The sequence below is a fragment of the Mesorhizobium sp. M0239 genome, assembly GCF_040321815.1.
Classification (GTDB): Bacteria; Pseudomonadota; Alphaproteobacteria; order Rhizobiales; family Rhizobiaceae; genus Mesorhizobium.
The window spans coordinates 98,931-124,600 of the sequence record NZ_JAMYSG010000004.1 but is presented as its reverse complement, the minus strand read 5'-3'; the positions used below and the strand labels follow the sequence as shown (position 1 = coordinate 124,600).

The 25,670-nt window shown below is 63.9% G+C and carries 24 protein-coding genes; 15 read left to right on the top strand and 9 right to left on the bottom strand.

What is annotated here, in order from left to right; translation table 11 throughout:
• Window positions 1-16 precede the first annotated feature (16 nt).
• The 5 genes from NKI99_RS05120 to uxuA form a co-directional block, all read right to left on the bottom strand.
• Window positions 17-1,162, bottom strand: a complete 1,146-nt coding sequence (locus NKI99_RS05120; protein ID WP_352609991.1) for an LLM class flavin-dependent oxidoreductase — start codon at window positions 1,160-1,162, stop codon at window positions 17-19.
• Complete coding sequence (locus tag NKI99_RS05115) at window positions 1,159-2,583, bottom strand: LLM class flavin-dependent oxidoreductase (RefSeq protein WP_023809091.1); 1,425 nt, start codon at window positions 2,581-2,583, stop codon at window positions 1,159-1,161. The genes NKI99_RS05120 and NKI99_RS05115 overlap by 4 nt, the downstream gene beginning before the upstream one ends.
• An 8-nt stretch (window positions 2,584-2,591) precedes the next feature.
• Window positions 2,592-3,830 carry an acyl-CoA dehydrogenase family protein gene (locus NKI99_RS05110; protein WP_352609989.1) on the bottom strand — a complete coding sequence of 413 codons (1,239 nt, stop codon included), beginning with the start codon at window positions 3,828-3,830 and terminating at the stop codon, window positions 2,592-2,594.
• The gene (locus NKI99_RS05105; protein ID WP_352609986.1) at window positions 3,827-5,236 is read right to left on the bottom strand and encodes an LLM class flavin-dependent oxidoreductase; all 1,410 of its coding nucleotides are present in this window, start codon (window positions 5,234-5,236) and stop codon (window positions 3,827-3,829) included. The genes NKI99_RS05110 and NKI99_RS05105 overlap by 4 nt, the downstream gene beginning before the upstream one ends.
• A 341-nt stretch (window positions 5,237-5,577) precedes the next feature.
• Complete coding sequence (gene uxuA, locus NKI99_RS05100) at window positions 5,578-6,762, bottom strand: mannonate dehydratase (protein ID WP_352609984.1); 1,185 nt, start codon at window positions 6,760-6,762, stop codon at window positions 5,578-5,580.
• 99 nt (window positions 6,763-6,861) lie between these two features.
• Here uxuA and NKI99_RS05095 point away from each other — a divergent pair, with 99 nt between their 5' ends.
• The 6 genes from NKI99_RS05095 to NKI99_RS05070 all read left to right on the top strand — a co-directional run bounded on the left by NKI99_RS05095 (window position 6,862) and on the right by NKI99_RS05070 (window position 13,221).
• Window positions 6,862-7,647 carry an SDR family NAD(P)-dependent oxidoreductase gene (locus NKI99_RS05095; RefSeq protein WP_352609982.1) on the top strand — a complete coding sequence of 262 codons (786 nt, stop codon included), beginning with the start codon at window positions 6,862-6,864 and terminating at the stop codon, window positions 7,645-7,647.
• A 260-nt stretch (window positions 7,648-7,907) separates the two neighbouring features.
• On the top strand, window positions 7,908-9,260 hold the full coding sequence (locus NKI99_RS05090) for an ABC transporter substrate-binding protein (RefSeq protein ID WP_352440738.1): 1,353 nt from the start codon (window positions 7,908-7,910) through the stop codon (window positions 9,258-9,260).
• Between the two features lie 110 nt (window positions 9,261-9,370).
• Window positions 9,371-10,309: a sugar phosphate isomerase/epimerase family protein gene (locus tag NKI99_RS05085; protein WP_352440739.1), complete on the top strand. Its 939-nt coding sequence runs from the start codon at window positions 9,371-9,373 to the stop codon at window positions 10,307-10,309.
• Complete coding sequence (locus NKI99_RS05080; RefSeq protein ID WP_352440740.1) at window positions 10,306-11,241, top strand: carbohydrate ABC transporter permease; 936 nt, start codon at window positions 10,306-10,308, stop codon at window positions 11,239-11,241. Before NKI99_RS05085 ends, NKI99_RS05080 begins: the two co-directional genes overlap by 4 nt.
• Window positions 11,241-12,149 (top strand): carbohydrate ABC transporter permease, encoded by a 909-nt coding sequence (locus NKI99_RS05075; RefSeq protein ID WP_352440741.1) that lies wholly within the window; start codon window positions 11,241-11,243, stop codon window positions 12,147-12,149. The genes NKI99_RS05080 and NKI99_RS05075 overlap by 1 nt, the downstream gene beginning before the upstream one ends.
• Before the next feature lies 1 nt (window position 12,150).
• Window positions 12,151-13,221, top strand: a complete 1,071-nt coding sequence (locus NKI99_RS05070; protein ID WP_352440742.1) for a Gfo/Idh/MocA family oxidoreductase — start codon at window positions 12,151-12,153, stop codon at window positions 13,219-13,221.
• Here the strand turns inward: NKI99_RS05070 and NKI99_RS05065 are convergent.
• Window positions 13,218-14,024: an SDR family NAD(P)-dependent oxidoreductase gene (locus tag NKI99_RS05065; protein ID WP_352440743.1), complete on the bottom strand. Its 807-nt coding sequence runs from the start codon at window positions 14,022-14,024 to the stop codon at window positions 13,218-13,220. The genes NKI99_RS05070 and NKI99_RS05065 overlap by 4 nt on opposite strands.
• Window positions 14,021-14,875 carry an NAD-dependent epimerase/dehydratase family protein gene (locus NKI99_RS05060; RefSeq protein WP_352440744.1) on the bottom strand — a complete coding sequence of 285 codons (855 nt, stop codon included), beginning with the start codon at window positions 14,873-14,875 and terminating at the stop codon, window positions 14,021-14,023. Before NKI99_RS05060 ends, NKI99_RS05065 begins: the two co-directional genes overlap by 4 nt.
• 232 nt (window positions 14,876-15,107) lie before the next feature.
• On the opposite strand from NKI99_RS05060, the gene NKI99_RS05055 reads away from it, so the two are divergent.
• From NKI99_RS05055 to NKI99_RS05045, 3 genes are read left to right on the top strand one after another with little or no spacing between them, the layout of a single operon-like run.
• Complete coding sequence (locus tag NKI99_RS05055) at window positions 15,108-15,752, top strand: cysteine hydrolase family protein (RefSeq protein ID WP_127319596.1); 645 nt, start codon at window positions 15,108-15,110, stop codon at window positions 15,750-15,752.
• A 49-nt stretch (window positions 15,753-15,801) separates the two neighbouring features.
• Window positions 15,802-16,341 (top strand): MarR family winged helix-turn-helix transcriptional regulator, encoded by a 540-nt coding sequence (locus NKI99_RS05050; protein WP_352440745.1) that lies wholly within the window; start codon window positions 15,802-15,804, stop codon window positions 16,339-16,341.
• 44 nt (window positions 16,342-16,385) lie between these two features.
• Window positions 16,386-17,579, top strand: a complete 1,194-nt coding sequence (locus NKI99_RS05045; RefSeq protein ID WP_352461271.1) for an amidohydrolase family protein — start codon at window positions 16,386-16,388, stop codon at window positions 17,577-17,579.
• A 3-nt stretch (window positions 17,580-17,582) separates the two neighbouring features.
• On the opposite strand, the gene NKI99_RS05040 is transcribed toward NKI99_RS05045, so the two are convergent.
• Complete coding sequence (locus NKI99_RS05040; protein ID WP_352440747.1) at window positions 17,583-18,167, bottom strand: amino acid synthesis family protein; 585 nt, start codon at window positions 18,165-18,167, stop codon at window positions 17,583-17,585.
• Window positions 18,164-18,748: an amino acid synthesis family protein gene (locus NKI99_RS05035; protein ID WP_023809103.1), complete on the bottom strand. Its 585-nt coding sequence runs from the start codon at window positions 18,746-18,748 to the stop codon at window positions 18,164-18,166. Before NKI99_RS05035 ends, NKI99_RS05040 begins: the two co-directional genes overlap by 4 nt.
• Before the next feature lie 254 nt (window positions 18,749-19,002).
• Here NKI99_RS05035 and NKI99_RS05030 point away from each other — a divergent pair, with 254 nt between their 5' ends.
• From NKI99_RS05030 to NKI99_RS05005, 6 genes are all read left to right on the top strand, one after another.
• Complete coding sequence (locus NKI99_RS05030) at window positions 19,003-20,007, top strand: BMP family lipoprotein (protein ID WP_013530296.1); 1,005 nt, start codon at window positions 19,003-19,005, stop codon at window positions 20,005-20,007.
• A gap of 136 nt (window positions 20,008-20,143) precedes the next feature.
• Entirely contained in the window at window positions 20,144-21,673 is a 1,530-nt protein-coding gene (locus tag NKI99_RS05025) for an ABC transporter ATP-binding protein (RefSeq protein ID WP_502905103.1), read from the top strand.
• Entirely contained in the window at window positions 21,670-22,710 is a 1,041-nt protein-coding gene (locus tag NKI99_RS05020) for an ABC transporter permease (RefSeq protein WP_352609978.1), read from the top strand. The genes NKI99_RS05025 and NKI99_RS05020 overlap by 4 nt, the downstream gene beginning before the upstream one ends.
• Window positions 22,698-23,684 carry an ABC transporter permease gene (locus NKI99_RS05015; protein ID WP_352609976.1) on the top strand — a complete coding sequence of 329 codons (987 nt, stop codon included), beginning with the start codon at window positions 22,698-22,700 and terminating at the stop codon, window positions 23,682-23,684. Before NKI99_RS05020 ends, NKI99_RS05015 begins: the two co-directional genes overlap by 13 nt.
• Window positions 23,685-23,694: 10 nt before the next feature.
• On the top strand, window positions 23,695-24,708 hold the full coding sequence (locus tag NKI99_RS05010) for a nucleoside hydrolase (protein ID WP_352609974.1): 1,014 nt from the start codon (window positions 23,695-23,697) through the stop codon (window positions 24,706-24,708).
• Window positions 24,709-24,716: 8 nt separating this feature from the next.
• Window positions 24,717-25,652, top strand: coding sequence for a nucleoside hydrolase (locus NKI99_RS05005; RefSeq protein ID WP_352609972.1), 936 nt, complete (start codon window positions 24,717-24,719; stop codon window positions 25,650-25,652).
• Window positions 25,653-25,670 lie beyond the last annotated feature (18 nt).

Sequence of the window (25,670 nt, the reverse complement as noted above, 5' to 3'; positions counted from 1 at the left end):
AAAGGCCGCACATGTTTCAGGCTGCGAGCAGCCCCTTCGATCTCAGGAGCGCCAGCGCGCCTTCGGCGAAATGATAGGCTTCCTCGACATGCGGCTGGCCCGACAGGATGAAGTGGTCGAAGCCGACGGCGTGGTACTCCTCGATGAGGGACGCGACCTGCTCGTGGCTGCCGACGATCGCGGTGCCGGCGCCGCCGCGAACCAGGCCGTAGCCGGCCCACAGATGCGGCGATATTTCGAGATCGCGCACGCTGCGCGCGGTGAGCGCCGCGGTGCCGCTGTCGCTATGCAACGCGTTCATCCGGCGCTGGCCGGCCGATTCCGTGCGCGCCAGGATTGCCTGCGCCTGCGCGATCCGCTCCGGCGTCAGTCTCTCCAGCAGCCTCTCGGCCTCCTCCCAGGCCTGCGCCTCGGTATCGCGACTGATGACATGCAGGCGTATGCCGAAGCTTAGTTTGCGGCCCTGCGCGGCGGCGAGTTCCCGCACATGGCCTATCCGGGCAGCCTCGGTTGCCGGGCTCTCGCCCCAGACCAGATAGGTGTCGACATGGCGCGCGGCGACCGCTTGCGCAGCACCACTTGCGCCACCGAAGAAGATATCGGGAAGCGGCCATTTGCCGAAATCGATCTGGGCGCCTTCGATGTCATAGTGCTTTCCCCTGAAATCGAAGCGCCGGCCCGAACCGGCTGGCAGGACCACGCCGCGCAGGATCTCGAGGAACTCTCCCGTGCGTTCATAGCGCTGGTCGTGGCCGAGATGATCGCCGAAGCGTTTCTGCTCCAGCGGATCGCCTCCGGTGACGACGTTGAGCAGCAGCCGCCCACCCGATATGCGCTGAAGGGTCGCCGCCTGGTGGGCGACCAGCGTCGGCGAGATCAGGCCGGGACGGAAGGCGACGAGGAACTTCAACCGCGTGGTGACCTGCGCCAGTGCTGCCGTGACTATCCAGGCATCCTCGCACCAGGTTCCGGTCGGCGTCAGCACAGCTTCGAAGCCCAACGTCTCCGCGGTCTTGGCGACCAGCGAGAGATAATCGAGGCTCGCTTCCCGAAACCGCGATCGTGACGGGCCGTTGCCGAGATGGGAATCATCGCCAGAGCCGACGATTTCCCGGCTGTCGCCGTTGGTCGGCAGATACCAGTGGAGATGGATGCCGCTCACTCGGCCGCCTCGACGATGGTACCCCAGTTCGAGCGGTCGCGTGCGGCTGTTCCCGGATGGTCGTCGCGCAGCAGCCGCTGGCCCGCTCCCTGGAAGCGCTCGCGGATCGTGGTGCCGGGCGCGCCACGTTCCCGGATGCGACCCCGCCGCCGCAGCTCCGGGACGACGAATTCGATGAAGTCCTCGAACGTGCCCGGACTGACGACATAGGCCAGGTTGAAGCCGTCGACGCCGGATTCATCGGCGATGCGTTCGAGCTCGTCGGCGATCCTCTGCGGTGAGCCGACCAGCTTGGGATGGATGCCGCCGAGCCCGATATACTCGGCGATCCCGGCCACGGTCCAGCGCCGGTCGGCATCGATCCGCGTCAGATTGGCAAGGGCTGAACGGCCGGCATTTGTCTCGATATATTCGAGCGGGTGGTCGAGTGGGTATTGCGACCAGTCGACGCCGGTCCATGCCGAAAACAGCGCCAGGGCCGCTTCGACACTGGTGTAGGATAGATAGTCCTTGTGCTTGGCCTCGGCCTCTTCGTCCGTGGCTCCGGTGATGACGGTGACCGCGGTGATAAACTTTATCGCATCCGGCGCCCGTCCGAGTTCGACGGCGCGGGCACGGATCGCCTCGACCGAGCGGCGGATGGAGGCCGTGCTGGTGCCGCCGAGGAACACCACCTCGCCGTTGCGAGCAGCGAATTCGCGCCCGCGCGGCGAGGTTCCCGCCTGGAACAGAAGCGGCGTGCGCTGCGGACTGGGCTGCGCGAGATGCGCGCCGGGCACGGAGAAATATTTGCCGTGATGGCCGATCGGATGGACTTTGGAAGGGTCGGTGTAGAGCCCCTTCTCGCGATCGTGCACGACCGCCCCGTCCTCCCAGGATCCCTCCCAGAGCTTGTAGGTGACATCCAGGAATTCCTGCGCCAGATCGTAACGCTCGTCATGGTCGATCTGGCGCTCCAGGCCGAGATTCTTCGCCGCCGATTCCAGAACCGAGGTGACGACGTTCCAGGCAATGCGGCCCTTGGTCAGATGATCCAGCGTGGTGAACTTGCGGGCCAGGAGATAGGGCTGCTCGTAAGTGGTCGACACGGTGATGCCGAAGCCGAGATGCCTGGTGGCGGCGGCCATTGCCGAGACCAGCAGCAGCGGGTCGTTGACCGGCGACTGGGCTGCGGTGCGCAGCGACGCATCCGGTGTCCCTCGGAAGACATCGAGGTGGCCAAGCGCGTCGGCGAGGAACAGCGCGTCGAAGCCGCCGTCGTCGAGCAGCTTGGCCAGCGAGGTCCAGTATTCGAGGCTGGTGTAGGTGTTGGCGCGGTCGCTCGGATGACGCCAGAGGCCCGCCGACACGTGACCGACCACGGTCATACCGAAGCCGTTGAGGATGAGAGGCTTGACCGCCTTATGGGTGGAACTTGCCATGCTTCGGCTCACGAATAGTAGGTTGGCGGCGGCACACGGCCGTTAAGCGCGAAGTCACCGACTTCCAGCACCTTGTAGTGCACGGGATCATGCAGGCTGTGGGTGCGGACGTTGCGCCAGTAGCGGTCGAAGCCGAACGAGCGCGCCGTGGAGCGGGCACCGGTCAGTTCGAATATGCGCGACGTCACCTCCAGGGCGACCTCGGTCGAATGCACCTTCGACTGGTAGGCGATTGCCGCGGCATGGCCACGTTCTTCCGCGGTGAGATCCCTGCCTCGCTCGAAGGCGCGCTGCACGGCCTCGCCGGCGGCGTCCGCGAGCGCCTGCGCGGACGCCAGCGAAATCGAAAGCCGGCCGAAGCGCTCGACAACCAGCGTGTCCTCGGAGGCTTTCTTTGCCGGCGAGGACAGCCATGGCCTGCCGCGTTGGGTGATGTAATCCCTGGCGTCTTCCAGGGCGGCAAGGGCGGTGCCGAGATAAAGTTCGCCGAAGGCTGCATGAACGATCGGCACATGCAGCGTGGCATGCGGCGGATGAACCGTATCATCAGGCCAATGCCCGACCAGATCGTCGGCGGATGCGGCGACATTCTCGAGCGCCGCACTGCCGCTCACCGTCAGCCTCTGGCCGATATTGTCCCAGTCATTGCCGAAGCTGAGGCCTGACGTCGGGTTGGCGACGATGAACTGGCCGATATGACGGCTGGCGTCGGTGCCGGCGATCCGCGTGCTCCCGGCAAAGCGCACCCAGACCTGCAGCGTGTCGGCCACCTGCGCACCACTGGTGAAAGGCTTGGCGCCGTTGAGCACGAAACCGCCGTCCACCTGCCTCGCCTCGACAAGCGGCTCATAGGCGGCCTGCGCGATGCCGGCATGAAACCAGCCCTTGGAGAGAAAGCCTTGAAGCCGTCTTTCGATCAGGGACTTGTTGTCGCCGTCCAATCCGATTGCCGTGCCGAAGAGATGGTAGATGACGATCTGGGCTATCGATGTATCGCCCCTGGCCAGGATGCGGACGATCCTGAGCACTTCGGCCGGCGTCGCGCCACCGCCGCCAAATCGCTTGGGAATATAGATCGTCAGCAGGCCGGCCAGACGCAAAAGGTCTATCTCGGCATGCGGGGCGGCCCCGGCCAGATCGCGCGCTGCAGCTGTTCGCTTGAGTTCGCGCACGACCTCCTCGGCCTTCTCGGCCCAGCCTTGGAAATCGCTGCGCTGTTCATGCTGAACGGTGGCGTGGATGGTCATGATGCCAAAGCCTCCGGCTGACGGCCCTGCGAGAAAGCGTGTTGCGCCGCCGGATGATCGGCGGGCACCCGGTTGTCACGCCCGAAGAGCCTGGACCGCAGCGAGGGACCGACATCCTCGCGAATTCGTCCGCGCTTCCGCAGCTCGGGAACGACGTGGGCGGAGAAATCGATGAAGCTGCCGGGGCTGACCACATGCGTCAAATTGATGCCGTCGGTATCGGTGGCTTCCAGCCATTGCTCGAGCTCGTCGGCAACGGTCTTGGGGCCGCCGACAAAGGACTTGCCGCGCCCGAAACCGCCCTCCGGGGAAAACGCCTGGCGCAAGGTCCACTGGCGGCCCGACGACGGGTCATCGAACATGCGCAGCAGGGAACGGTTGGAATCGGTTTCGGTGTAGCGGATAGGCTGGTCGAGATCGTGCCTGGAAAAATCGATGCCGGTCGTTGCCGAATAATGCACCAGCGCGCCTTCGACATCGTAGTGCGACCTGTAGTCAGCGAGCTTGGCGGCCGCGGCGGCGTCGGTTTCATCCGTGATCACCGAGACCGCGGATATGAACTTGATGCTGCCTGGAGCCCTGCCTTCATCGCGGGCAAGCCGCTTCACCTCAGCGACATTGCGGCGGATGCCATCGACATCGGCACCGGCGACAAAGACCACCTCCGCGTGACGAGCGGCAAAGCGCTGGCCGCGCGGCGAACCGCCCGCCTGGAACAGCACTGGCACCCTCTGCGGACTGGGCTCCGAGAGATGCGGACCCGGAACGTTGAAGTAGCGACCGGAATGACCGATCGGATGGACCTTTTCCGGATCGGTATAGAGACCGTCCGGGTTGGCGGCGCTGCCGCGATCACGCACCAGGGCACCGTCTTCCCAGGAACCTTGCCAGAGCTTGTAGGCGACATCCATGAACTCGTCGGCGATCTCGTAGCGCTCGTCATGCGCCACCTGCCTGTCGAGACCGAGATTGCGCGCCGCGCTGTCGAGCTGCGAGGTGACGACGTTCCAGGCGATCCGCCCCTTGGTGAGATGATCGAGCGTGGTGAATTTGCGCGCCAGCAGATATGGCTTTTCGTAGGTCGTCGAAACGGTGACGCCGAAACCCAGCCGGCTTGTAGCGCCGGCAAGCGCTGAGACCAGCAACAGCGGATCGTTGACGGGGGACTGCACGCCCTTTGCCAGCGAGGCGTCGTATCCACCGCCATAGACGTCGAGAAGGCCCAGCGCGTCGGCGATGAACAAGCAATCGAAGCCGCCCTCCTCCAGTGCTTTGGCAAGCTCGATCCAGTAGTCGAGCTCGGCATGTCGATAGGCCTGGTCGGCCGGATGACGCCAAAGGCCGTAGGCGACATGGGAGACGGCATTCATGGTGAAGCCATTGAGAATAATAGGAGATTTTGCCATATGACAACCCAGACAAACGCGCTCAGCACGGGATCGATCTTTGTCTATGGATTTAGTGTAATTCAAAGCATCGCGCGTGGAGATTTTTCCTAAAGATCGCGGTGTTTGTGACAATCCATTACTGGATGGTGTCGAAGCGGCCAGTGTCGAGCCGCATCACCAAGGTTGTCGTCAAGCCATGCGGACAATCCATGCCCAGCTTCGCCGAACTGCGGCAGCGCATGGCTGCCCTGGCGCGATGCGACCCAGGGCGTTTCTCAGCAATGTGGCATATAAACACCGCGGAAGTGCAAAACCGGCGCGATAGTTTCAGATCCTGCCAGCCGAACTGAGGGGGCCGCTCAAGCCAGCTCGAACCGCTCGATGGCGCGCATGATGCCACGCAGCTCGGCGAGGCCTTTCAGCCGGCCGATCAGCGAATAGCCGGGATTGATCCTGGTCTTGCCGATATCGTCGGCGAGCAGATGGCCATGGTCGGGCCGCATCGGAATACGCCAGTCGGCACGGCCCTCCCGGCGGCGGCGCGCCTCTTCCTGCATCAGAGCGAGAATCACATGCGCCATGTCGGTGCCGCCCTCGAGATGCTCGGCCTCGTGGAACGAGCCGTCATCCTCGATGGTGATGTTGCGCAGATGGACGAAATGGATGCGGTCCGCGAACTCCTTGACCATGGCGACGATGTCGTTGTCGGCGCGTGTCCCATAGGAGCCAGTGCAGAACGTCAGGCCGTTGGCGGGGCTGTCGACGGCGTTGAGGATGAAACGCGCATCCTCGGCGGTCGAAACGATGCGGGGCAGGCCGTAGAGCGAGAAGGGCGGGTCGTCGGGATGGATGCACATGCGCACCCCCTCCTCTTCGGCCACCGGAATGATCTCGCGCAGGAACCAGGCAAGGTTGTCGCGCAGCTCCTTTGGTCCGATCGCGTCGTATTCCGCCAGGGCCTCGCGAAAACTGTCCCTGTTATAACTGCGCTCGGTTGCCGGCAGGCCGGCGATCAGGTTGCGCTCGATCCTGTCGATAGCTTCGCTGCTCAATTCCTTCAGCCGCGCTTCCGCCTCGGCGATGCGGGCGGGGGTATAGCCGGCCTCGGCATTGACGCGCTTCAGCACGAACAAATCGTAGGCCGCGAAATCGATCGCGTCGAAACGCAGCGCATAACCTGTCGTTGGCAGCCGATAGGCGAGATCCGTGCGCGTCCAGTCGACCACCGGCATGAAATTATAGCAGACCGTCGCAATGCCGGCCTTGGCGAGCGCGCGGATCGAGTCGCGATAGTAGCCGGCGTAGCGCTCGCGTTCCGGCGTGCCGATCTTGAAGGAATTGTGGACCGGAATGCTCTCGACCACCGACCATGTCAGGCCGGCGGCCTCGATGACACGCTTGCGCTCCAGAATGCTCTCGAGCGGCCAGGCGCGACCGTCATAGATATCGTGCAAGGCGCTCACCACGCCGGTCGCACCGGCCTGCCTGACATGATCGAGCGTTACCGGGTCGTTCGGTCCATACCAGCGCCAGCACTGTTCCATTGCCGCTTCCTTCCGCGAGAGAACGGCAACCTATTGTTGGACCACGATGGGTGTCAAACTAGGAACCGGTTTCGGACAGCGAATGAAGGAGTTTTCCCAATGAAGGATTTCGACGGCAAGGTGGCCTTGGTGACGGGGACGACCGGGATTGGCCTCGCAACCGCCAGACGCCTTGCGGCTGGAGGCGCTGCGATCGTCGCCTGCGGCATCGACCGCGCGGCCAACGCGGCGCTGGAAGCGGAACTGGAGAACTCCGGAGCCGGGGCGCTGGTCATAAGCGCCGACGTCTCCGTACCGGAGCAGGTTCGCGACGCCGTCGCGGCCGGCGTCGAGCGGTTCGGCGGCCTCGATATCATCGTCAATTCGGCGGCGGTGCATCCGTACGGAACCGCGACCAGCACCGATTTCGAGACCTGGAACAGGGCGATGTCGGTCAATGTCGGGTCGATCTATCTGACAGCGCATTTCGGCATCCCGGAAATGGTCCGCAGGGGCGGCGGCGCCATCATCAACGTCGCTTCGGTGCAGGGCTTTGCCTGCCAGCAAAACGTCGCCGCCTATGCCACCACCAAGGGCGCCATCCACACGCTGACGCGTGCCCTGGCCCTCGACCATGCGCGCTCCGGCATCCGCGTCAATTCCGTCAGCCCGGGCTCGATCCGCACCCCGATCCTGGAGAAGGCCGCCCGCGGCGAGAACGGCACGGATGCCGATGTCGAGGCCGCCTACAAGCGCTTCGGCGAAGCGCACCCCATCGGGCGCATCGGCGAGCCGGAGGAGGTGGCTGAACTCATCGCTTTCCTGTGTTCGTCGAAGGCCGGCTTCTGCACTGGCGCGGACTACAAGATCGATGGCGGCCTGACCGCCGGCATCGGCGTGAAGTAGATCGCGAAGATTGGGGCTTGTCCGTTACCGGGACCAGCCGGCATCCGACAATTGGTTTGCCGATCTTCTTGCAGATCACTGCCCAGGCAAATCGAACACCGCACGGGCCACGCCGAACACGAAAGGGGGGCGGTGCGATCGATGAAATAATAGGCATTCTTGCCGATTGACAAAAACATCAACAGGCGACCAAGATCATATGACCATCAACGATATTGGTCCCGAGGTTGCCCCTCGGCATTGGCGTAAAGGAGAGCCAGATGCCCCTTCAGCAGAGAGTGACCCATCGTCCGAAACAACGTTCCGCCGCTCCCATCCTTGCCACCGCACTGCTAGGCCTCGGCCTGATCACAGTGCCCGGCATCGGCCACGCCGAAGGGATCACGCTCAAGATCTTCGGCGGCTCGGCGCTCGACGAACTCGCGCCGCGCCAACCGCCGGACGAGCAGAAGAAAATCCAGCAGCAGGTTATCGACGGCTTCCTCAAGGCCAACCCCGACGTCGCCGCGGTCGAGTGGGATGCCCAGGGGCCGCAAACCGATTCCATCCAGCGCGTGATGACCGCAAAACTTGCAAACCAGGAAATGGATCTGATCGCCTGCCCGGCCTTCTACACCAATGGCGCCTATGTCAGGCGAAAACTGGTGATGCCGATTACCGACAAGATCAAGCCGTTCCAGGACAGGATCGACGCCGCCGCACTTGGCGCCTTCACGGTCAACGGCCAAGTCTACGGCGTGCCGATCTCGACGCTGTCGACATCGACGATCTTCTACAATGTCGATCTCTTTCAGAAGCTCGCCATTCCTGTCCCGCCAACCTATGACGACCTGAAGGCAGCCGTGCCGAAGTTCAAGACCGCGGGCGTGATCCCTCTGCTGCATCAGGGCTCTAACACCGTGATGTGGCCGATGTGGTACTTCGAGACCTTTTCGCAGGCCTCGGGCGACCCGGTCGGCAAGACGCAGAAGAACCTCGAGGGCACGGCGAAATTCACCGACGCGCCCGATGTCGAGGGGTTCAAGCTGATCAAGCAATGGGTCGATGATGGCATCCTTTCCAAGGATTCGCTTTCCGTCGACCAGGACGGCATGCGTGCGGCCTTCGCCGCCGGCAAGAGCGCCATGTATTATGGCGGCACCTGGGAAATCCCGTCGCTGCAGTCGAGCGTCAAGGACTTCAAATGGGGCGTCTTCGCCTTTCCGAAAATGGACGGAACGCCGGGCGCGCCTGGCCATGGCGGCGGTGCCGACAACGGCATGTGCGTCGCCTCCTCGATCCCGCCCGAGAAGCTCGATGCCGCGGTCAAGTTCATCGAATATTTGACAAGGCCCGAGGTCGCGACGCTCTACCTCGCGCCGGAACAGCCGATCGCGGCCTCGATCAAGGGCGTGCCGCAGGTCGACGATGCCTATGCCGTCGAACTGCGCAAGCAAGCCTTCCCGAACACGATCAAGTTCCTCGACTGGATCTGGCCCTCGGAGGTCGCGAGCGCCACGTCTTCGGCAATCGCCGGCATCGTCGGTGGCACGACCACGCCCGAAGATGCCGCCGCATCGATCCAGGCCATTTTCGACGACCTCAAGGCCCAGGGCAGTTGGCCGCCCAAATGAGGCCCTGAAGTAGCGCCTGCAAGCGAGCGCACATCCGGTCGGGCTGATGCGCCAGGCAAGAAAAACAGAGGCTGCCTGCTTCGGGCAGCCTCGCCCATCGGAGAGAACACATGACGACACATCGCGCCGAACGGCAGCGCTTCTCGATCGGTTATCATCTGAACAGCTGGGACCTGACCGGCCTTCCGCTACGGCCAGCCATCAAGTTCCTGGCAGACCAGGGCTTCGGCTGGTTCGAGATCCTCGCCTTCACCAGCCTGTCGGACCAATACGCCCGCAAATACATGCAGCTCGGCAACCAGGCGCCGATGGGGGTGACCACCGACACCGACATCTTGCGGCGCTATGCGCTGCTGTCGGAAGGCCAGAGCGAGTATGGCATCAAGCTCTCCTCCTTCTACGTCAATGCGATCTTCACCAACCCCGTCGCCTGGCCCTATGAACGGGATGTGCTCGTCGCGCTGACCAGGATGTTGAAGGGGTTCGGCTCACCGGTGCTGGTTCTCGGCGGCGGTCCATCGGAAGCCGCTGCCGGGGCGCACACGGCCGACGACTACCGCGCCTTTTGCCGGGCGCTCGAGGATATCGGCAGGCGGACAAAGGACCTTGGCATCGAGACGGTCTATCACCCGCACCTCGACACCTTCATCGAGCGCCGCGACCAGCTCGATCGCATGATGGATGAACTGGATACCGATCTGGCCGGCCTGTGCATCGATCCGGCGCATCTTGCGCATACCAATTCCGATCCGGTCGACGCGGTAAAGACCTACATTTCGGCCGTGCGCTACATGCATTTCAAGGACACCAGGGTCGATCCGGCGCTGAAGGGCTATGACCGCTATGGCGCCTTTTGCGAGCTCGGCGCCGGGGTCGTCGATCTCGCCGGCATCGTCGACGTCCTGCTGGATGCAAACTACGATGGGCTCGCCATCATCGAGCTGGATGCGTCCAGGAAAACGGCAGAGCAAAGCACGCTCGAGAGCATCGCCTATGTCAGGGACACGCTCGGGCTGGTGCTGACCCCGCAAGGCGCGAAGGCCGCGTGAGCACGCGACCGCAAAAGGCGGCTCCTGTTTCGAGCCGATCCGGCACCTGGCGTTTCGATGCCGGGGACGGGGCTACGGCCTTCGTCATGATCCTGCCCGCCGCGATCCTCTTCGGTCTTTTCTACCTCTGGCCGTTCGTCAACGGCTTCTGGCTCAGCCTGCACAATTGGGACGGGTTTTCCGACCCGACCTGGGCAGGCTTTTCCAACTACATGCGCCTGGCGCATGATCGCATCTTCCTCGGTGCGCTGCGCAATAATCTGATTTTCGTCGTTGCCGTCGTCGTCCTGAAGAACGTGCTCGGCCTCGGGCTGGCGCTGCTTCTGAACCGGGCGCTGCTCGGCCGCGCCTTCTTTCGCGCCGCCGCCTTCATCCCGGTGACGATGTCCTTCGTCGCCGTCGGCCTGCTCTGGTCCTGGATCTACAATCCCGTCTTCGGCCTGCTCAACAGCGGGCTCGATCTCATTGGCCTCGCCGGGCTGAAACGATCATGGCTCGGCGACGCCGACATCGCGCTCTACTCGATCATCGTCGTCGATGTCTGGAAATGGCTCGGCTTCCATGCCGTCATCTATCTGGCCGGGCTGCAGACGATCCCCTCGGAGCTTTATGAATCGGCGAAGATGGACGGCGCCGGCCCCTTGCAGCGCTTCCGGCACGTCACCGTTCCGATGATGATGCCGATCATCTTCATCAACACCATCCTCGGCCTTTCCGGCGCCTTCGTGCGCAACTTCGACATCGTCTATGTCCTGACCAAGGGTGGTCCGAACCACGCCACCGAAGTGGTGCTCACCTACATGATGAGCAAGGCCTTCCAGGACGGCGCCATGAGCTACGCCGCGGCGATCGGCTATGTGCTGTTCATGATCGTCGGGCTGGCCAGCGTCGGCCTGCTGGCCCTGATGCGGCGGCAAAGGCTCGACGTCTGATGAGAGCAGCCGCCAACCCTCCGCTTCCCCTGGATGATGGCGCCGCCGGCTCTCGCCGTCGCGGGCTCATGCAGCGCCTCGGCATGCGCGGCATCCTCGAACTTGGCGGCATCTATGCCGCGCTCATTCTCGTGCTCTTCGAGACCCTTTATCCGCTGCTTTGGGTGCTGTTCGGTTCGCTCAAGACCAAACAGGAAATGCTCAGCAATGTCTGGGGTCCGCCATCGAGCCTGGTGCTGCAGAACTATGCCGATGCCTGGCGGATCGCCGGCATGGGATCGCGCATCGTCAACAGCATCTTCGTCACCGGCTCGGCATTGATCATCCTGGTGGCCGTCGCGACGCCGTGCGCCTATGCGGTGGCGCGTCTTCGTTTCCCCGGACGCGGTCTTGTGGTCGCAGTCGCAGTTGCGGCCATGCTGGTGCCGCCGCAGGTGATGGCCATTCCGCTGTTCCTGGTGGCGCGCGATCTCGGCCTGATAAACAGCCGGCTCGGCATTGCCTTCATCTATGCCGCGACGTCGCTGCCGCTTTCGGTCTTCATCCTGCGCAGCTTCTTCATCACATTGCCGGCCGACCTCGAAGATGCCGCTCGCATCGATGGCGCCAGCCGGCTCGAGATCCTGATCCACATCATGCTGCCCCTGGTGCGGCCGGGCGTGGCGCTGATCCTCATCTTCGGCTTCATCGAGATCTGGAACGATTTCTTCCTGGCCTTCCTGCTGTTGCGCGACCCTTTAGTGCAGACCATTCCGCTTGGACTGGTCAGCTTCTTCCAGCAATACGACTCGCTCTGGACGCTCTATTTCGCCGCGTTGACGATCACGACACTGCCGGTGATCGTCGTCTTTGTCGCCATGCAACGGCAGTTCATCGCCGGCCTGACAGCCGGCGCCGTGAAGGGTTGACATGCAGGATCGCGTCATTGGCGTTGGCGTCATCGGCTGCGGCGAGATCGCCCAGTTGATGCACTTGCCTTATCTCATGGAATTGCCGGCGTTTCGCATCGCCGCCTTGTGCGACATCTCTCCCGGCACGGTCGACAAGGTGGCGGAACATTATGGCGTCACTGCCAGATATACCGACCATCGCGCGCTGCTTGCCGACCCGAATGTCGATGCGGTCGTGATCTGCACCTACGATCATGGCGAGATGGTCGCCGATGCAATCCGAGCCGGCAAGCACCTGATCGTCGAGAAGCCGCTTGCCTTCACGCCGCAGGAGGCGCGCCCGCTGGTCGAGCAGGCCGAGCGGAGCGGCCTCGTCGCCCTTGTCGGCTACATGAAATTCTATGATCCCGGCTATGAGATCGGGCTGGAGCGCATCGCCGCCATCGGCCGGCCGAAGTCGATCCATGTCCACGATTTCGCGGGCCGCTTCGACCGTTATGGCCAACTCTACACGCAGACCAGGGTCACCGACGTGCCGGCCGATGTGTTAGCGGCGGGACGCGAAACGGTCGCTCGGCGCATCGAGGCGGCGCTCGGTGTGGACCATGCCGGCTATCGCGATCTCTATCTTGTACTGCTCAGCCTCGCCAGCCACGACCTTGCCGTCATGCGCGGCGCTTTCGGCACGCCGGACCGCGTCGTGCATGCACAGCAGACCGGTCCCAACCAGCTGCTGGCCGTGCTCGATTATGGCGGCGTCCCTTGCCTCTTCGACATGGCACTTGCCCAGTATGAATGGTGGGACGAGTGGATCCACGTGCATGGTGAGCGCGACGAGGTGCGGATCGAATTCCAGAACCCCTATTTCCGCAATGCCTCGGCGACCGTCCGGCTGCGCGAAACCACAGGCGAAGCTGCATCCGAACGCGCTCTGCCTGGCGTTCCGGATACGTCGTTCCGCCGCGAATGGCTGCATTTCGCCGATTGCGTCCATGGCGGCGCGAAGCCGCGCACGCCGCTTTCGGGCGGGCTCGCCGATCTCGATCTTGCCGTTCGGATCATCCAGGCAATGCCGCCGAAAAGACTTTAGCGAAATTTCGGAAACGCGCCGCCAGCCGGCGCGTTGGCCCAGCTCTGCAAGGTCTGGCCGCCGTCGATCAGCCAATCCACGCCTGTGACGTGCCTCGCCTCGTCGGAGGCCAGGAAAGCCACGGCGGCCGCGACATCGTCCGGCTGGCCGATGCGGCGCAACGGAATGCGGTCGGCGAAATGCTGGACGCTGCTCTTGAATTCGCCGTCGCCGGAAACCGGTACGCCAAGCGTCGTCTCGATCACGCCGGGGCAGATGGCGTTGACGCGTATGCCGTAAGGCGCGGCATCGAGCGCTGCGACCCGCGTCAGGCCGACCACCCCGTGTTTGGAAGCGACATAGCCGGCACCACCCAAAAGGACGTCCCAACCGGCCATGGACGAGCCCATGTTGACGATCGAGCCACCGGTCCCGGCCTCGATCATCGCCCGAAGCGACGCCTGCAGCACGAGGAAGATGCCGCGCAGATTGATGCGGATGGTCGTATCCCAGTCCTCGACCGGCAGGTCGTGAACGGGAGCGACGACGCCGGAAATGCCGGCATTGTTGAACACCACGTCGAGGCCGCCGAACGTCTCGACGATCGTTGCGACGGCGCGCCGCACATCCGCTTCATCGGTGACGTCAGCCTCGATCGCCAGGGCGTCGTCGCCGAGGGAGCTGGCCAATTGCCGCGCCGCCGCGTCATTGCGGTCGACAATGGCGACCCGCGCGCCTTCGTCAAGGAAACGCCGCACCGCTGCGCTGCCGATCGCGCCGGCGCCGCCGGTGACGAGGACCTTTTTCTGGTCGAACCGTTTCATCCCAGGGTCTCCGGCTTTGGATAGGAACGCCATGAATACTGTGGTTCGAAGCCGATCGTTTCGCGCGCATGGATCGTGTCCAGAACGGCGCCGAAGCCGGCGATCGGCCGCGACAGAGCGACATCAGGATAGACCCGGCGCACGAGCGCTTCGGTCTCCTCTTCCATGAATGTGTCGGCGGCGCTCAGGAGGACGCGCAGATGGCCGTCGCCTTGCCATTCAAGCGCCCGCAGGAAGCCCTGCCCGGCGTCGCGCGCATCCAGATAGGCCCACAGGTCGCGGGCACTGTCGGCAGTGGCGCGGCGCGGCCCTACGCCGTCGAAAAAAGAACCCAGCGTCTGGATCCACGGCATGCGGATACTGACCGCCGAGAAGGCCCCCCGGCGCACCGCCGCGTCGACGATTTCCTCGCCCAGCCATTTCGACAGGCCGTACGGGTCCTGCGCGCCGACCGGATGGTTCAAGTCGACCGGCAGATAGGGCGGCCGCACAGGTTTCTCGAAAAAGGGATAGCCGAAAACGCTGAAGGACGAGGCATAGACGAAGCGCCTGGCGCCGGCCATGGCAGCTGCCTCGACCACATTGTAGGCGGTCGCGATGTTGGTCTTGAACACCTCGCCGCCGGCCCGGCCGGTCGGCCGCGGAATGGCCGCGACATGCACAACGGCATCGCAATCGCGCACCAGCTGCAGTGTCGATCCCAGATCGGTCAAATCGGCGGTTGCGTGGCGCCATGCGACCTCACCCGGCACCACGGCATCGACACCAAGCACATCGTGGCCGGCCGCAACCAGAGCCTCGGCCACATGGCGGCCAAGCAGGCCGCTGGCTCCGGTGACGATGGTTTTCATATCTCGGCCTCGGCTCCGCAATTAAGCGGCTTGAATATTGTTGATGGTCACACAAATCGAGCACATGCCTGACAAGCGTTGTCAAGGCCATTTCGCGATGGACAAATAGCGCATACGCTTGTCGGAGCGCGGTGCGCAAGGCCGACCAGCACGCTTTGCGTCGAACGGGATTGACTTGGCATCCGCTAGGGTTTTTTGTATGAGCATCAACGATCGGTCAAAGGAGCTCGCCATGTCCGTGGACAGTTTTTCCTCACATCGGCACGATGACGCGGTGCGCCTCGATCCACGCCGTGCGGCCGTTGTCGTCATCGATATGGTCAATGAGTTCTGCAAGCCCGGCGGGGCCATGGTCCTGCCTGGGTACGAGACGCTGGTAGCGCCGCAACTGGCCGTGATCGAAGCCGCGCGCGCCGCCGGCGTGCCGGTGATCTGGGTCCATGACAGCCACCGGCCGGGCATGCGCCGCGAGCGCGAATGGCTGAAGCGCACACCGCATTGCCTGGATGGAAGCTGGGGGCCGGAGATCATCGAGGATCTCGGCGCCCGCGACGATGAGATCCATGTGATCAAGCGGCGCTACTCGGCCTTCTTTCAAACCGACCTCGACCTGACGCTGAAAGACATGCAGACCGATCAGTTGATCATCTTCGGCGTGGTCACCAACATCTGTGTGCGCTCGACCGTCCATGATGCCTTTTTCGAGGGCTATGAGGTGGTGGTGCCAAGCGATTGCTGCGCGGCGACGGGACCACGCGAGCAGGAAAGCTCGCTCTACGACATAGCGACCCATTTCGGCGTGGTCAGCGATTCGGCTGATGTCGTCGCAGCCCTCCGCGACGGGACGTCGCTTCAACCAGCGGAGGTCGCGGCTTGAGCTTTTTCCGAACCGGCGACATCCAAGACAGCGGCGATAGGAGTCCGGTGTGACGACTGAATCCGAAAAAGACGCGACGCCGAAAACGCCGAGCGGCGATGCACCCCCGAGCCGCGAGCAGGTGCTGCAGCAATACGCCGGGACCGGCTATGAACTGGACCGCCACCCGGCGCACGTCATCCGCCGGGCGCATCAGCGCGCGACACTGCGCTTCCAGCAGGTCATGGCCGGCGAAGACCTTTCGCCAACGCAATTCGCGGCGCTCGCCACGATCCTCAAGCATGGCGAAGTCTCGCAGAACCATCTCGGCCGGCTGACGGCGATGGACCCATCGACCATAAGCATCGTCATGCGCAAACTGCTCAAACACGGGCTGATCACGCGCAGCGCCTCCGAAACCGACCAACGCCTGACGATGATCGCGCTGACCGGCAAAGGGACCGACTATACGCTGGAGCGGCTCGAACGCAGCGTCGAGGTCGGGCGGCGGTTCCTGTCGCCGCTCTCACCGGCCGAGCAGGCGACGCTGCTTCGCCTGCTCCAGCGCATCAACGACGACGACCCAACGAATGGCGACAGCGGCAAATAAGCCGCGTCCAGTCCTTTTTTCCATAACAGCAAAAGTGAGAACCGATGTCGTCCGACCTCCAGTCGTCTGCCAACACGCTCGTCGTCCGCAATATCGGTCTCATGCTGAGTGGCGATCTCGCACAACCGATCATCGACGCCGACACCATCGTCGTGAGCGATGGACGCATCACCAGCATTGGCAAGGCAGGCGACATTGATGGCGGCAGCGCGGCGACGATCATCGATGCGATGGGCTGTGCGGTCTCGCCGGGTCTTATCGATAACCACGCCCATCCGGTGGCCGGCGACTGGACGCCTCGGCAGAACCAGATCGGCTGGATGGATTCGACTGTGCATGGCGGCGTCACCACCATGATCTCGGCGGGTGAAGTCCACACGCCGGGCCGACCGCGCGACCTTGTCGGGCTGAAGGCGCTGGCGATCGCTGCCCAACGCACCTTCTCCAACTTCCGTCCGAACGGCATGAAGATCCTGGCCGGGGCACCGATCCTGGAACCCGGCCTTACCGAGGAAGACTTCCGCAGTCTCGCCGAGGCCGGCGTGACGCTTGTCGGCGAGGTCGGACTTGGCGGCGTCAAGGACGGGCCGACCGGCCGGCAGATGATCGCCTGGGCGCGCAAATACGGCATGACCTCGATGACCCACACGGGCGGTCCATCCCTGCCCGGCTCCGGCCGCATCGGCGCGGATGTCGTGCTGGAGGTCGACGCCGACATCGTCGCGCACGTCAATGGCGGGCCAACCGCCCTGCCCGACGCGGAAATACGGCAGATCTGCGAGAAGGGCTCGAGGGCGCTTGAAATCGTCCATAACGGCAATTTGCGCACCGGACTGTTCGTGCTCGACCTGGCAAGGCAGCGCGGCGAACTTTCGCGCGTCATCCTCGGCACCGACAGCCCGGCCGGATCCGGCGTGCAGCCGCTCGGCATCCTGCGAACCCTGACCATGCTGGCTTCGCTGGGTGGTATCGCGCCGGAAGTGGCGTTCTGTCTTGCCAGCGGCAACACGGCGCGTGTGCGCGGACTGGATGATCGCGGTTTGATCGAGGTCGGTCGCGCCGCCGACCTGATCTTCATGGATCAGGCGATCGGCGGCGCCGGCGACGGGCTGCTCGACAGCGTGGCGCTGGGCAATCTTCCAGGCATTGGAATGGTCGTCATCGACGGCGTGGTGCGGACCGGCCGGAGCCGCAACACCCCGCCGGCGATGCGGGTGCCGGAAGTCCTGGCGGCCTGACGGTCAGCCGACGCCGTCAATCCCGACAATCTTGTCCTTGGTCAGCCCGCCGACGCGCGGGTGCGGCCTGCCGGAATCGGTCACGGCGATAGCGACGACGATCTCGTCGGCACGCGGTGCGTCGGGCACGCGAACCTCCATGCCGTCGAAATGGCTGCGCACCCGCGCCGCATCCTTGTGACCGAGCGGAATATCGAGTGGCACGCCAAGGCCGCCGCGCTTCTTCGATGAAGGAATGAGCGCGGCGCCCTTGCCGAGCACGTCGCGGAACGGGGCACCGAGCTTTGGATGAAGGATGGCGGCGGCATGTTCGAGCTCGCCATCGGCGCCGACGGCGGCGGCCTTGCCGAAGCTCTCGACCCGGTCGCCGGCGATGCCCAGAGCAGCGACGGCGCGCTTGGGCAAGATATCGCCCAAGGCTTCGCCTATGGCGCTCAGTGCCGACAGGTCCTCGATGTAGGTACCCGCATAGGGGTTGCGGATCACCGCGATGGCTGCGGCACGCCGCGTCGGCGGATCGACGGGTCGCCCGCCTTCGATCCGGGTTTCCTCGACGATGGTGATGATACGGCGGATTTCCGGGTTCATCGCAAGCCGTCCTCGCCCTTGATGTCGGCGGCGGCAAGGCCGCCGACCCGTGCATGAACGCGTGCGCCGGTGGTCATCGCCAGGATGACCGCCATTTCGTCGCCGCGCGGCGCATCGGCAATGCCGATCTCGATCGCATCGAAATGGCTGCGCACATAGGAGGCGTTTATGTGCGTGATCGGGATGTCGATGCGCGTTCCGGGGCCGCCGACCTTCTTGGTCGAAGGCACGATCGCCTTGGCATTGCCGAGCAGTTCGCGCATCGCATAGCCGCCCGGATTGTGCCAGAGCGCGCCATGTTCAAGCTCGCCGGCGGCACCGACTATGGCACCCTTGCCATAGCCTTCGATAGCCTGGCCGCCTTCACCAATGGCGTCGATCAGGCGCCGAGCCATATCGAGACCGAGCGGCTTCAGGTCTTCCATGAAGCCGGTGATCTCTTCGACATAACGTCCGGCAAAAGGGTTGGCGATGACCGCGACGACCGCGCCCCGCTTGAGCGGGCGTGCCGCGTGGGGTCCGCCCTCATGGAATATCTCTTCGACCTGAACCAGAAATTTCCTGACCACCACAGCCGGCATCGTTCGCTTCCTTCATCCCGTCGTTCATAAAAACTCATTAGAGTATCAACAATTATGCCCATGGACATTTGTCAAGCGCAGACGTCGAGCAAGTGGGCGAAGGGCCAAGAAAACTGCATCGGATGACGATTGACAGCCTGTTAAGCCGCTCCTAAACTCATATGACCATCAACGAACTCGCCGTTGTCCCGGCGGACACGTGGGGATGGTCAAAGCGTGGCTTCAAAAGCTGAAAAAAGCTGAAGGGGAATGACATGAAAAGGGCGCTCAAGAGTTTATTTCTGGCCGGCACGATGCTTGCCATTTCGTTCGGACCGGCCGCGGCACAGGCCAAGGTTTCCGTGGCCGCCATCTCGGGATATTTTGCCCAGGGCTTCGGCGTTTCGATCGTCAACGGCCTCAACAAGGCCAAGACCGATTTCGGCATCGACCTCAAGCTGGTCGACACCGGCAATCGCGCGCTCGACTACCAGCAGCAGTTCGAGAATCTTGCCAAGGGCAAACAGTACGACCTCATCTTCGTGATGGGCTGGGAGCTGGTGGACTCGCTGCAAAAGGTCAGCGCCGAATATCCTGACCAGCGCTTCGTGTTCATCGATGGCGTCCTCGACAACCCCAAGATGATCTACGCCAATTTCGCCGAGGAGCAGGGATCCTTCGTCGCCGGCGCGCTTGCCGGCATGATCGAAGCCAAGGGCACCGCCTTCGACAAGATCGGCGACGGCAAGGCGATCGGCTTTGTCGGCGGCCGAGATATCCCGGTGATCCGCAACTTCCTGGGCGGCTACGAGCAAGGCGCTAAATATGCCGCGCCCGACGTCAAGGTAAACTCCGTCTTCGCCGGAACCTTCGACGACCCGGCCAAGGGAAGCGAACTTGCCCAGGCGCTTTACGGCCAGGGCTCCGACATTGTCTACAACGTCGCCGGCCCGACGGGTGAAGGCGTGATGCAGGCAAGTGCCGCGGTCGACAAATATTCGATCGGCGTCGACATCGACATGTGCGGCTCGGCTCCCGGAAATGTGCTCGCCAGCATGCTGAAGCGCGGCGACATCGCCGTCTACACGCTGATCAAGGACGAGGTCGAGGGCCGCAAGATCACCGCCGGCACCCGCACTTTCGACCTCGCCTCGGGCGGTGTCGAGGTCAAGGTCTGCGATGACATCGCCGCCAAGATCCCGGCAGAGATGACCGCCAAGCTCGATGAGATCAAAAAGGGCATCGTTGACGGCAAGATCGTGATCGCCAAGGCAAAATAAGCCAACAACAGCGCCTCCCTCCCAAGAAAGCGCTACACTGATCCGCCGCGGCGTGCCGCGGCGGATCAGTGTCCAATCTGCGAGAGCCACGTTGTCGAACACGCCGGGGTCGCCGACCCTCCACAGCAATGCCGCGATGGCCGTCGAGTTGACTGGCATCACCAAGCGTTTTGGCGCATTCGTCGCCAATGACGGCATCGACCTTGCGGTCCGCCGCGGCGAGATCCACGCCATCATCGGCGAGAATGGTGCCGGCAAGACGACGCTGATGAACATCCTGTTCGGCCTCTTGCAGCCGGACGAAGGCTCGATCCGGCTGAACGGTGAAGAGATCGTGATCGCCGACCCGTCCGTGGCGATAAAGGCCGGCCTCGGCATGGTTCACCAGCATTTCAAGCTGGTTCCCTCGCTCTCGGTTGCCGACAACGTCTTTCTCGGTATGGAAATCCGTCGCCATGGGCTGATCGACCACGCTGCACAGGTTGAGCGCACGCGCGAACTGTCGAAGCGCTTCGGCTTGCAGGTCGATCCGACCGAGCGCGTCGGGCTGCTCTCGGTCGGCATAGAGCAACGCATCGAAATCCTGAAGGTCCTGGTGCGCGGCGCGCGCACCATCATCCTCGACGAACCGACCGCCGTGCTGACGCCGCAGGAGAGCCGTGAGCTGTTCCAGACGCTGCGCAGCTTCGTGGCCGAGGGCATGACGGTGATCTTCATTTCGCACCACCTGGAAGAAGTGATGGAAGTGTCCGACACGGTGACGGTGCTGCGCAATGGCAGGAAGGTGGCGACCCGGCCGACGGCCGAGCTCAGCAAGGACGAGTTGGTGCACATGATGGTCGGCCGCGAGGTCAGCTTCGACCGCCGGGCGCGTGCGTCGCTGCACGGCGACGTGGTGCTCGAAGTCAAGGACCTGTGGGCGCGCGACGATCGCCTGCTGCCGGCCCTTCGCGATGCCAGTTTCACGGTCCGCTCCGGCGAGGTGGTGGGGATCGCGGGTGTGGCCGGCAATGGGCAGACAGAGCTGGCGGAAGTGCTTTCGGGCCTGCGACCGGCAAGCCATGGCGGGGCGTGGCTGAAGGGCCGGAATCTCACCGCTCTCTCCCCCGCCGCGATCCGCCAGGCAGGCCTCGCCCATGTTCCAGGCGACCGCATGGTGCGCGGGGTCGATCGCAACGCTTCGATAGCGGCCAACACCCTGATGGGCCGCCAGCATCGCGCGCCATGGAGCCGCGGCGGCATGCTCAACTGGAATGCCATAAATCAAAACGCCGAAACGCTGATCAAGGACTTTGATATTCGCGCGCGGGGACCGGGCGATGCCGTCAAGCGGCTTTCGGGTGGAAATATCCAGAAGGTCGTTCTGGCACGCGAATTCACCAATGGCGCCGATTTCCTGCTGATCGACCAGCCGACGCGCGGCGTCGACATCGGCGCCCAGGAGGCCATTCATGACGAGATCATGCGCCAGCGCGCCGCCGGCCGCGCAATCCTGCTGATTTCCGTGCAGCTCGACGAACTGGCCGCCCTTGCCGACCGCATCCTGGTGATGTTCAACGGGCGGATCATGGGCGAGGTCGCCGGCGACGATGCCGACGAGGAGCGCATCGGCATGATGATGGCAGGCGTGGCCGCGCCGGAATTCGCCGCGGAGACCGCATCATGAGAGACCATTTGCGTGCCGCTTCCGGCCAGGTCATTGCCATCGGCGTGGCACTGCTGATGGGCGCGATCATCATCCTCATGGTCGGCGAAAGCCCGCTGCGTGTGTTCATGACACTTTTGCGCGGCGCCTTCGGTGACCAGGAGAAGATCGCCGGGACCTTGCTGCAGACGACGCCGATCCTGATCTGCGGTGTCGCCGCCTGCATCGGCTTGCGCGGCGGCATGTTCAACGTCGGCATCGAGGGCCAGCTGTTCCTCGGCGGTTTCGCCGCCGCCTGGGTCGGCTTTGCCATGCCCCTGCCCGCGGGCATTCACACGCTGGCAGCACTGGCGCTGGCGGTCGTGGCAGGCGCGGCCTGGGTCGCCATCCCCGCCTACTTCCGCGCCCGCTACAACACCAACGAGGTCGTCTCGACGATCCTGTCGAACTACGTGGCGGTGCTGCTCACCTCCTATTTCACCATCTTCCTGTTCAAGCGGCCGGGTGGCTGGTCGGAGACGCCGCCGATCCTGGCGACATCCTATCTGCCGGAGATCTTCACCTTTTCGCGGTTGAACTGGGGCCTGGTCATTGGCCTGGTGCTGGCGGTCGGCGCAGCCCTTGTCTTCCGCTACACCAAATGGGGTTACGGCGTCACGATGGTCGGTTCGGCGCCGAAATTCGCCGAATATGGCGGCGTCAACGTGAAACGGCAGGGTTTCCTGGTCCTGCTGCTTTCAGGGGCCGTCGGCGGGCTGGCCGGCGGCGTCGAGACGCTCGGCGTCCATCACCGCTTCATGGAAGGATTTGCCCCCGGTTTCGGCTTCGACGGGCTGATCGCCGCCCTGCTTGCCAATGGCTCGCCTGTCGCCACCGTCTTCACCGCACTGTTCTTCGGCGCCCTGCGCAACGGATCGCTGCTGCTCGAGGTCGATACCAGCGCATCACGCGAGATCATCACCGTGATCCAGGCGCTGATCATCCTCAGCGTCTCGGCCCAGGTGCTGGTGAGAAAGCGCGGCGACAGCCAGGCAGGGGAGCGGCGATGGAAATTCTAGACAAGCTCATCAACGTCGCGCTGATCGCGGCGACGCTTCGCACCACCGCGCCCATCCTTCTGGTCGCGCTTGGCGGCTCGTTCACCACCAAGGCCGGCATCTTCAACATCGGCCTCGAGGGGCAGATGCTGGTCGGCGCCTTCTTCGCCGTCCTTGGTTCGATCTGGACCGGTTCCGCGCTGGCGGGCGTCGCCTGCGGCGTCGTGGCGGCGCTCGTCTTCGCCCTGGTTTTTGCCGTCCTGGTGGTGAGCTTCAAGGCCAATGAAGTGGTCGTCGGGCTGGCGCTCAACATCCTGGCCGGCGGCATGACGATCTCGCTGATGAAAGCGATCTTCGGCACGCGCGGTTCGATCGTCGGTCACGGCATCGTCGGCCTGCCGAAAGTCCAGCTGCCCGGTGCCCGCGACCTTCTCGGCTCGTGGGCGCCGCTGATCTCCGGCTTCACGCCGCTCGTCTATGTCGCCTTCATCGCCGTGCCGCTGCTGGTCGTCTGCTACAAGCGGACGCGGCTCGGCCTCTATATCCGCGTCGTCGGCGAAAAGCCGGAAGCCGCCGAGGCGCTCGGCATCTCGATCACCCGCGTCCGCTACATCGCGTCCCTGCTGTGCGGATTGCTGGCGGGCCTCGCCGGCGCTCATCTGTCACTCGGCTACATCACCATGTTCACGGAAAACATGTCTTCGGGCCGTGGTTTCATGGCGGTGGCGATCCTGATCTTTTCCAATGGCGATCCGCTGAAGGTGCTGGCCGGTTGCCTGCTGTTCGGCTTCGCCGATGCTTTTTCGCTGCGCCTGCAGACGTTCGGCTATCCGTCCTACCTGGTTCTCACCGTCCCTTATGTCGTCGCGCTGATCGCATTGTTCGCGCTGTCCTACCGGGCGCGTCCAAGGGTTATCGCGGAGACGCTGGAATCGATGCGTAAGCTGCTGTCGGTAGACAAGAACACTGAACCCGGCGGCAAAAATCCCCAGTGAAGGAACCTCTATGGAACGCATAATCCTCGACGTGGATTCGGCCGGCGACGATATTCTCGCCGTGCTGTTTGCAGCGGTCAATCCGAGGCTCCGGCTCGAGGGCGTGACCACCGTGACCGGTGCGGCCGGCCCGATCGAGCAGGTCACCAACGTCGTCCTCAACACGCTGACGCTCGCCGGGCGTGACGATATCCCGGTTCACGCCGGCGCGTGGCGGCCGATCGTTGGCAACGCCAAGGCCGACATGGAGGCGCCGGTGCATTTCGAAAAGCGGCTTGTCGCCCGTTTCGGCGATCGCCTGAAGAAGTTCAACCCGCCGGCATCGACGCCGGTGCGGCAGGCGACGTCAGGACACGCAGTCGATTTCATCATCGGCACCGTCATGGCCAATCCGGGCGAGATCACGCTGGTGACGACCGGCCCGTTGACCAACGCGGCGATGGCGCTGTTGCAGGAGCCGGGATTGACCGCTGCACTGAAGCGGCTGATCGTGCTCGGCGGCAATTTCCAGACACCGGGCAACATCACACCCCTGTCGGAGTACAACATCTGGGCCGATCCGGAGGCTTCGCGCATCGTGCTCAACGCCGATGTCGAGAAGATCCTCGTGCCGCTCGACATCTGCGAGGACAACCGCGTCGCCGATTCGATGCTGACACGCGACGACATCGCCGACATGCAGGCCGTCGCGAGGGACAATCCCGTCCTGGAGATGATCGCCGACAGCTTTCCGATCTACATCGACATCTGGCGCGAATTCTTCGACCTCGTCGGGTTCCCGATGGACGACGTGATCACCGTGGCGCTGGCTTTCGATCCGGGCCTGGCGACGATGACCGAGCCGCTGTTCGCCGACGTCGTGCTCGACGGCCGGCTGGCGCGCGGCCAGACCGTCGCCTATCGCGGCCGGCAATTGCTGCCCGGCGGCGGGCCCAAGACCACCCGCATCTGTACCGGCCTCGACGGCCGGCGTTTCCTCGACGGCTTCAAGAAAACCATAGCGCGCTACGAGCGGGCGGCGTGAAAGACGACATGATGACCAAGCCAACTCCTATCCTGTTCGACTGCGATCCCGGCCACGACGACGCCATCGCGCTGGTCATGGCGCATCGCTCGCCGGCCATCGAGCTACTCGGCGTCACCACGACCTGCGGCAATGCGGAAGTCGAGAAGACGACCGCCAATGCCTTGCGCATCCTGGAGTATATCGGCGCCGGCGACGTGCCTGTCGCGCAGGGCTGTCACCGTCCGCTGGCGCGCCCGCTGGTGCTCGGCACCGCAGATGGACCAAGCGGGCTCGAGGGCTCGCCCTACCTGCCGCAGGCGACGATCAAGCCGGTTGACCAGCACGCCGTCGATTTCCTGGCCGACAGACTGCGCGCCGCGCCCGAACCGATCCTGGTCGTCGCCACCGGCCCGCTCAGCAATATCGGCCTGATGATCCTCAAGCATCGCGACGTGCTGCCCAAGATCAAGGAGCTGATCTGGATGGGCGGCGTGTTCTACCGCAAGAGCGAGATCATCACGCCGACCGAGTTCAACGCGTTCTGCGGCCCCGAGGCGCTGAAGATCGTCCTGGACAGCGGCGTGCCGATCCTGATGGTCGGCCTCGACGTCACCATGCAGGTGCTGATCGAGGCGCCGCAATATGCCGAACTCGCCACCATCGACACGCCGCTCGGCCGGCTCGTCAACGACTGGCTGCTGTTCTACGAGAAGCTGCACCGCAACTCGATGGGCGTCGGCGGCGCCATGCACGATCCCTTGGCACTTGCACTGGCCATCGACCCGACATTGGTGCGCACGCGCCCTGCCCATATCGGCGTCGATCTGTCCGGCACCTACGCCTTCGGCGCGACCATCGCCGACTACTGGGGCGAGCGCGGTGAAAAGGACAATGCCCGCATCGCCCATGAGGTCGACGCGGACCGCTTCTTCAAGCTGATGTTCGATCTGCTGCGGGACTGAACGGAGCGCCGCGGCGCC

Bases quoted from the DNA above. Each gene is read 5' to 3' on its own strand.
- NKI99_RS05010 (WP_352609974.1), top strand. From the start codon at position 23,695: ATGGAACGCATAATCCTCGACGTGGATTCGGCCGGCGACGATATTCTC.
- NKI99_RS05025 (WP_502905103.1), top strand. From the start codon at position 20,144: ATGGCCGTCGAGTTGACTGGCATCACCAAGCGTTTTGGCGCATTCGTC.
- NKI99_RS05070 (WP_352440742.1), top strand. From the start codon at position 12,151: ATGCAGGATCGCGTCATTGGCGTTGGCGTCATCGGCTGCGGCGAGATC.
- NKI99_RS05055 (WP_127319596.1), top strand. From the start codon at position 15,108: ATGTCCGTGGACAGTTTTTCCTCACATCGGCACGATGACGCGGTGCGC.
- NKI99_RS05065 (WP_352440743.1), bottom strand. From the start codon at position 14,024: ATGAAACGGTTCGACCAGAAAAAGGTCCTCGTCACCGGCGGCGCCGGC.
- NKI99_RS05060 (WP_352440744.1), bottom strand. From the start codon at position 14,875: ATGAAAACCATCGTCACCGGAGCCAGCGGCCTGCTTGGCCGCCATGTG.
- NKI99_RS05035 (WP_023809103.1), bottom strand. From the start codon at position 18,748: ATGCCGGCTGTGGTGGTCAGGAAATTTCTGGTTCAGGTCGAAGAGATA.
- NKI99_RS05115 (WP_023809091.1), bottom strand. From the start codon at position 2,583: ATGGCAAGTTCCACCCATAAGGCGGTCAAGCCTCTCATCCTCAACGGC.
- NKI99_RS05005 (WP_352609972.1), top strand. From the start codon at position 24,717: ATGATGACCAAGCCAACTCCTATCCTGTTCGACTGCGATCCCGGCCAC.
- NKI99_RS05040 (WP_352440747.1), bottom strand. From the start codon at position 18,167: ATGAACCCGGAAATCCGCCGTATCATCACCATCGTCGAGGAAACCCGG.
- NKI99_RS05045 (WP_352461271.1), top strand. From the start codon at position 16,386: ATGTCGTCCGACCTCCAGTCGTCTGCCAACACGCTCGTCGTCCGCAAT.
- NKI99_RS05085 (WP_352440739.1), top strand. From the start codon at position 9,371: ATGACGACACATCGCGCCGAACGGCAGCGCTTCTCGATCGGTTATCAT.
- NKI99_RS05105 (WP_352609986.1), bottom strand. From the start codon at position 5,236: ATGGCAAAATCTCCTATTATTCTCAATGGCTTCACCATGAATGCCGTC.
- NKI99_RS05090 (WP_352440738.1), top strand. From the start codon at position 7,908: ATGCCCCTTCAGCAGAGAGTGACCCATCGTCCGAAACAACGTTCCGCC.
- NKI99_RS05075 (WP_352440741.1), top strand. From the start codon at position 11,241: ATGAGAGCAGCCGCCAACCCTCCGCTTCCCCTGGATGATGGCGCCGCC.
- NKI99_RS05020 (WP_352609978.1), top strand. From the start codon at position 21,670: ATGAGAGACCATTTGCGTGCCGCTTCCGGCCAGGTCATTGCCATCGGC.
- NKI99_RS05030 (WP_013530296.1), top strand. From the start codon at position 19,003: ATGAAAAGGGCGCTCAAGAGTTTATTTCTGGCCGGCACGATGCTTGCC.
- NKI99_RS05095 (WP_352609982.1), top strand. From the start codon at position 6,862: ATGAAGGATTTCGACGGCAAGGTGGCCTTGGTGACGGGGACGACCGGG.
- uxuA (WP_352609984.1), bottom strand. From the start codon at position 6,762: ATGGAACAGTGCTGGCGCTGGTATGGACCGAACGACCCGGTAACGCTC.
- NKI99_RS05110 (WP_352609989.1), bottom strand. From the start codon at position 3,830: ATGACCATCCACGCCACCGTTCAGCATGAACAGCGCAGCGATTTCCAA.
- NKI99_RS05015 (WP_352609976.1), top strand. From the start codon at position 22,698: ATGGAAATTCTAGACAAGCTCATCAACGTCGCGCTGATCGCGGCGACG.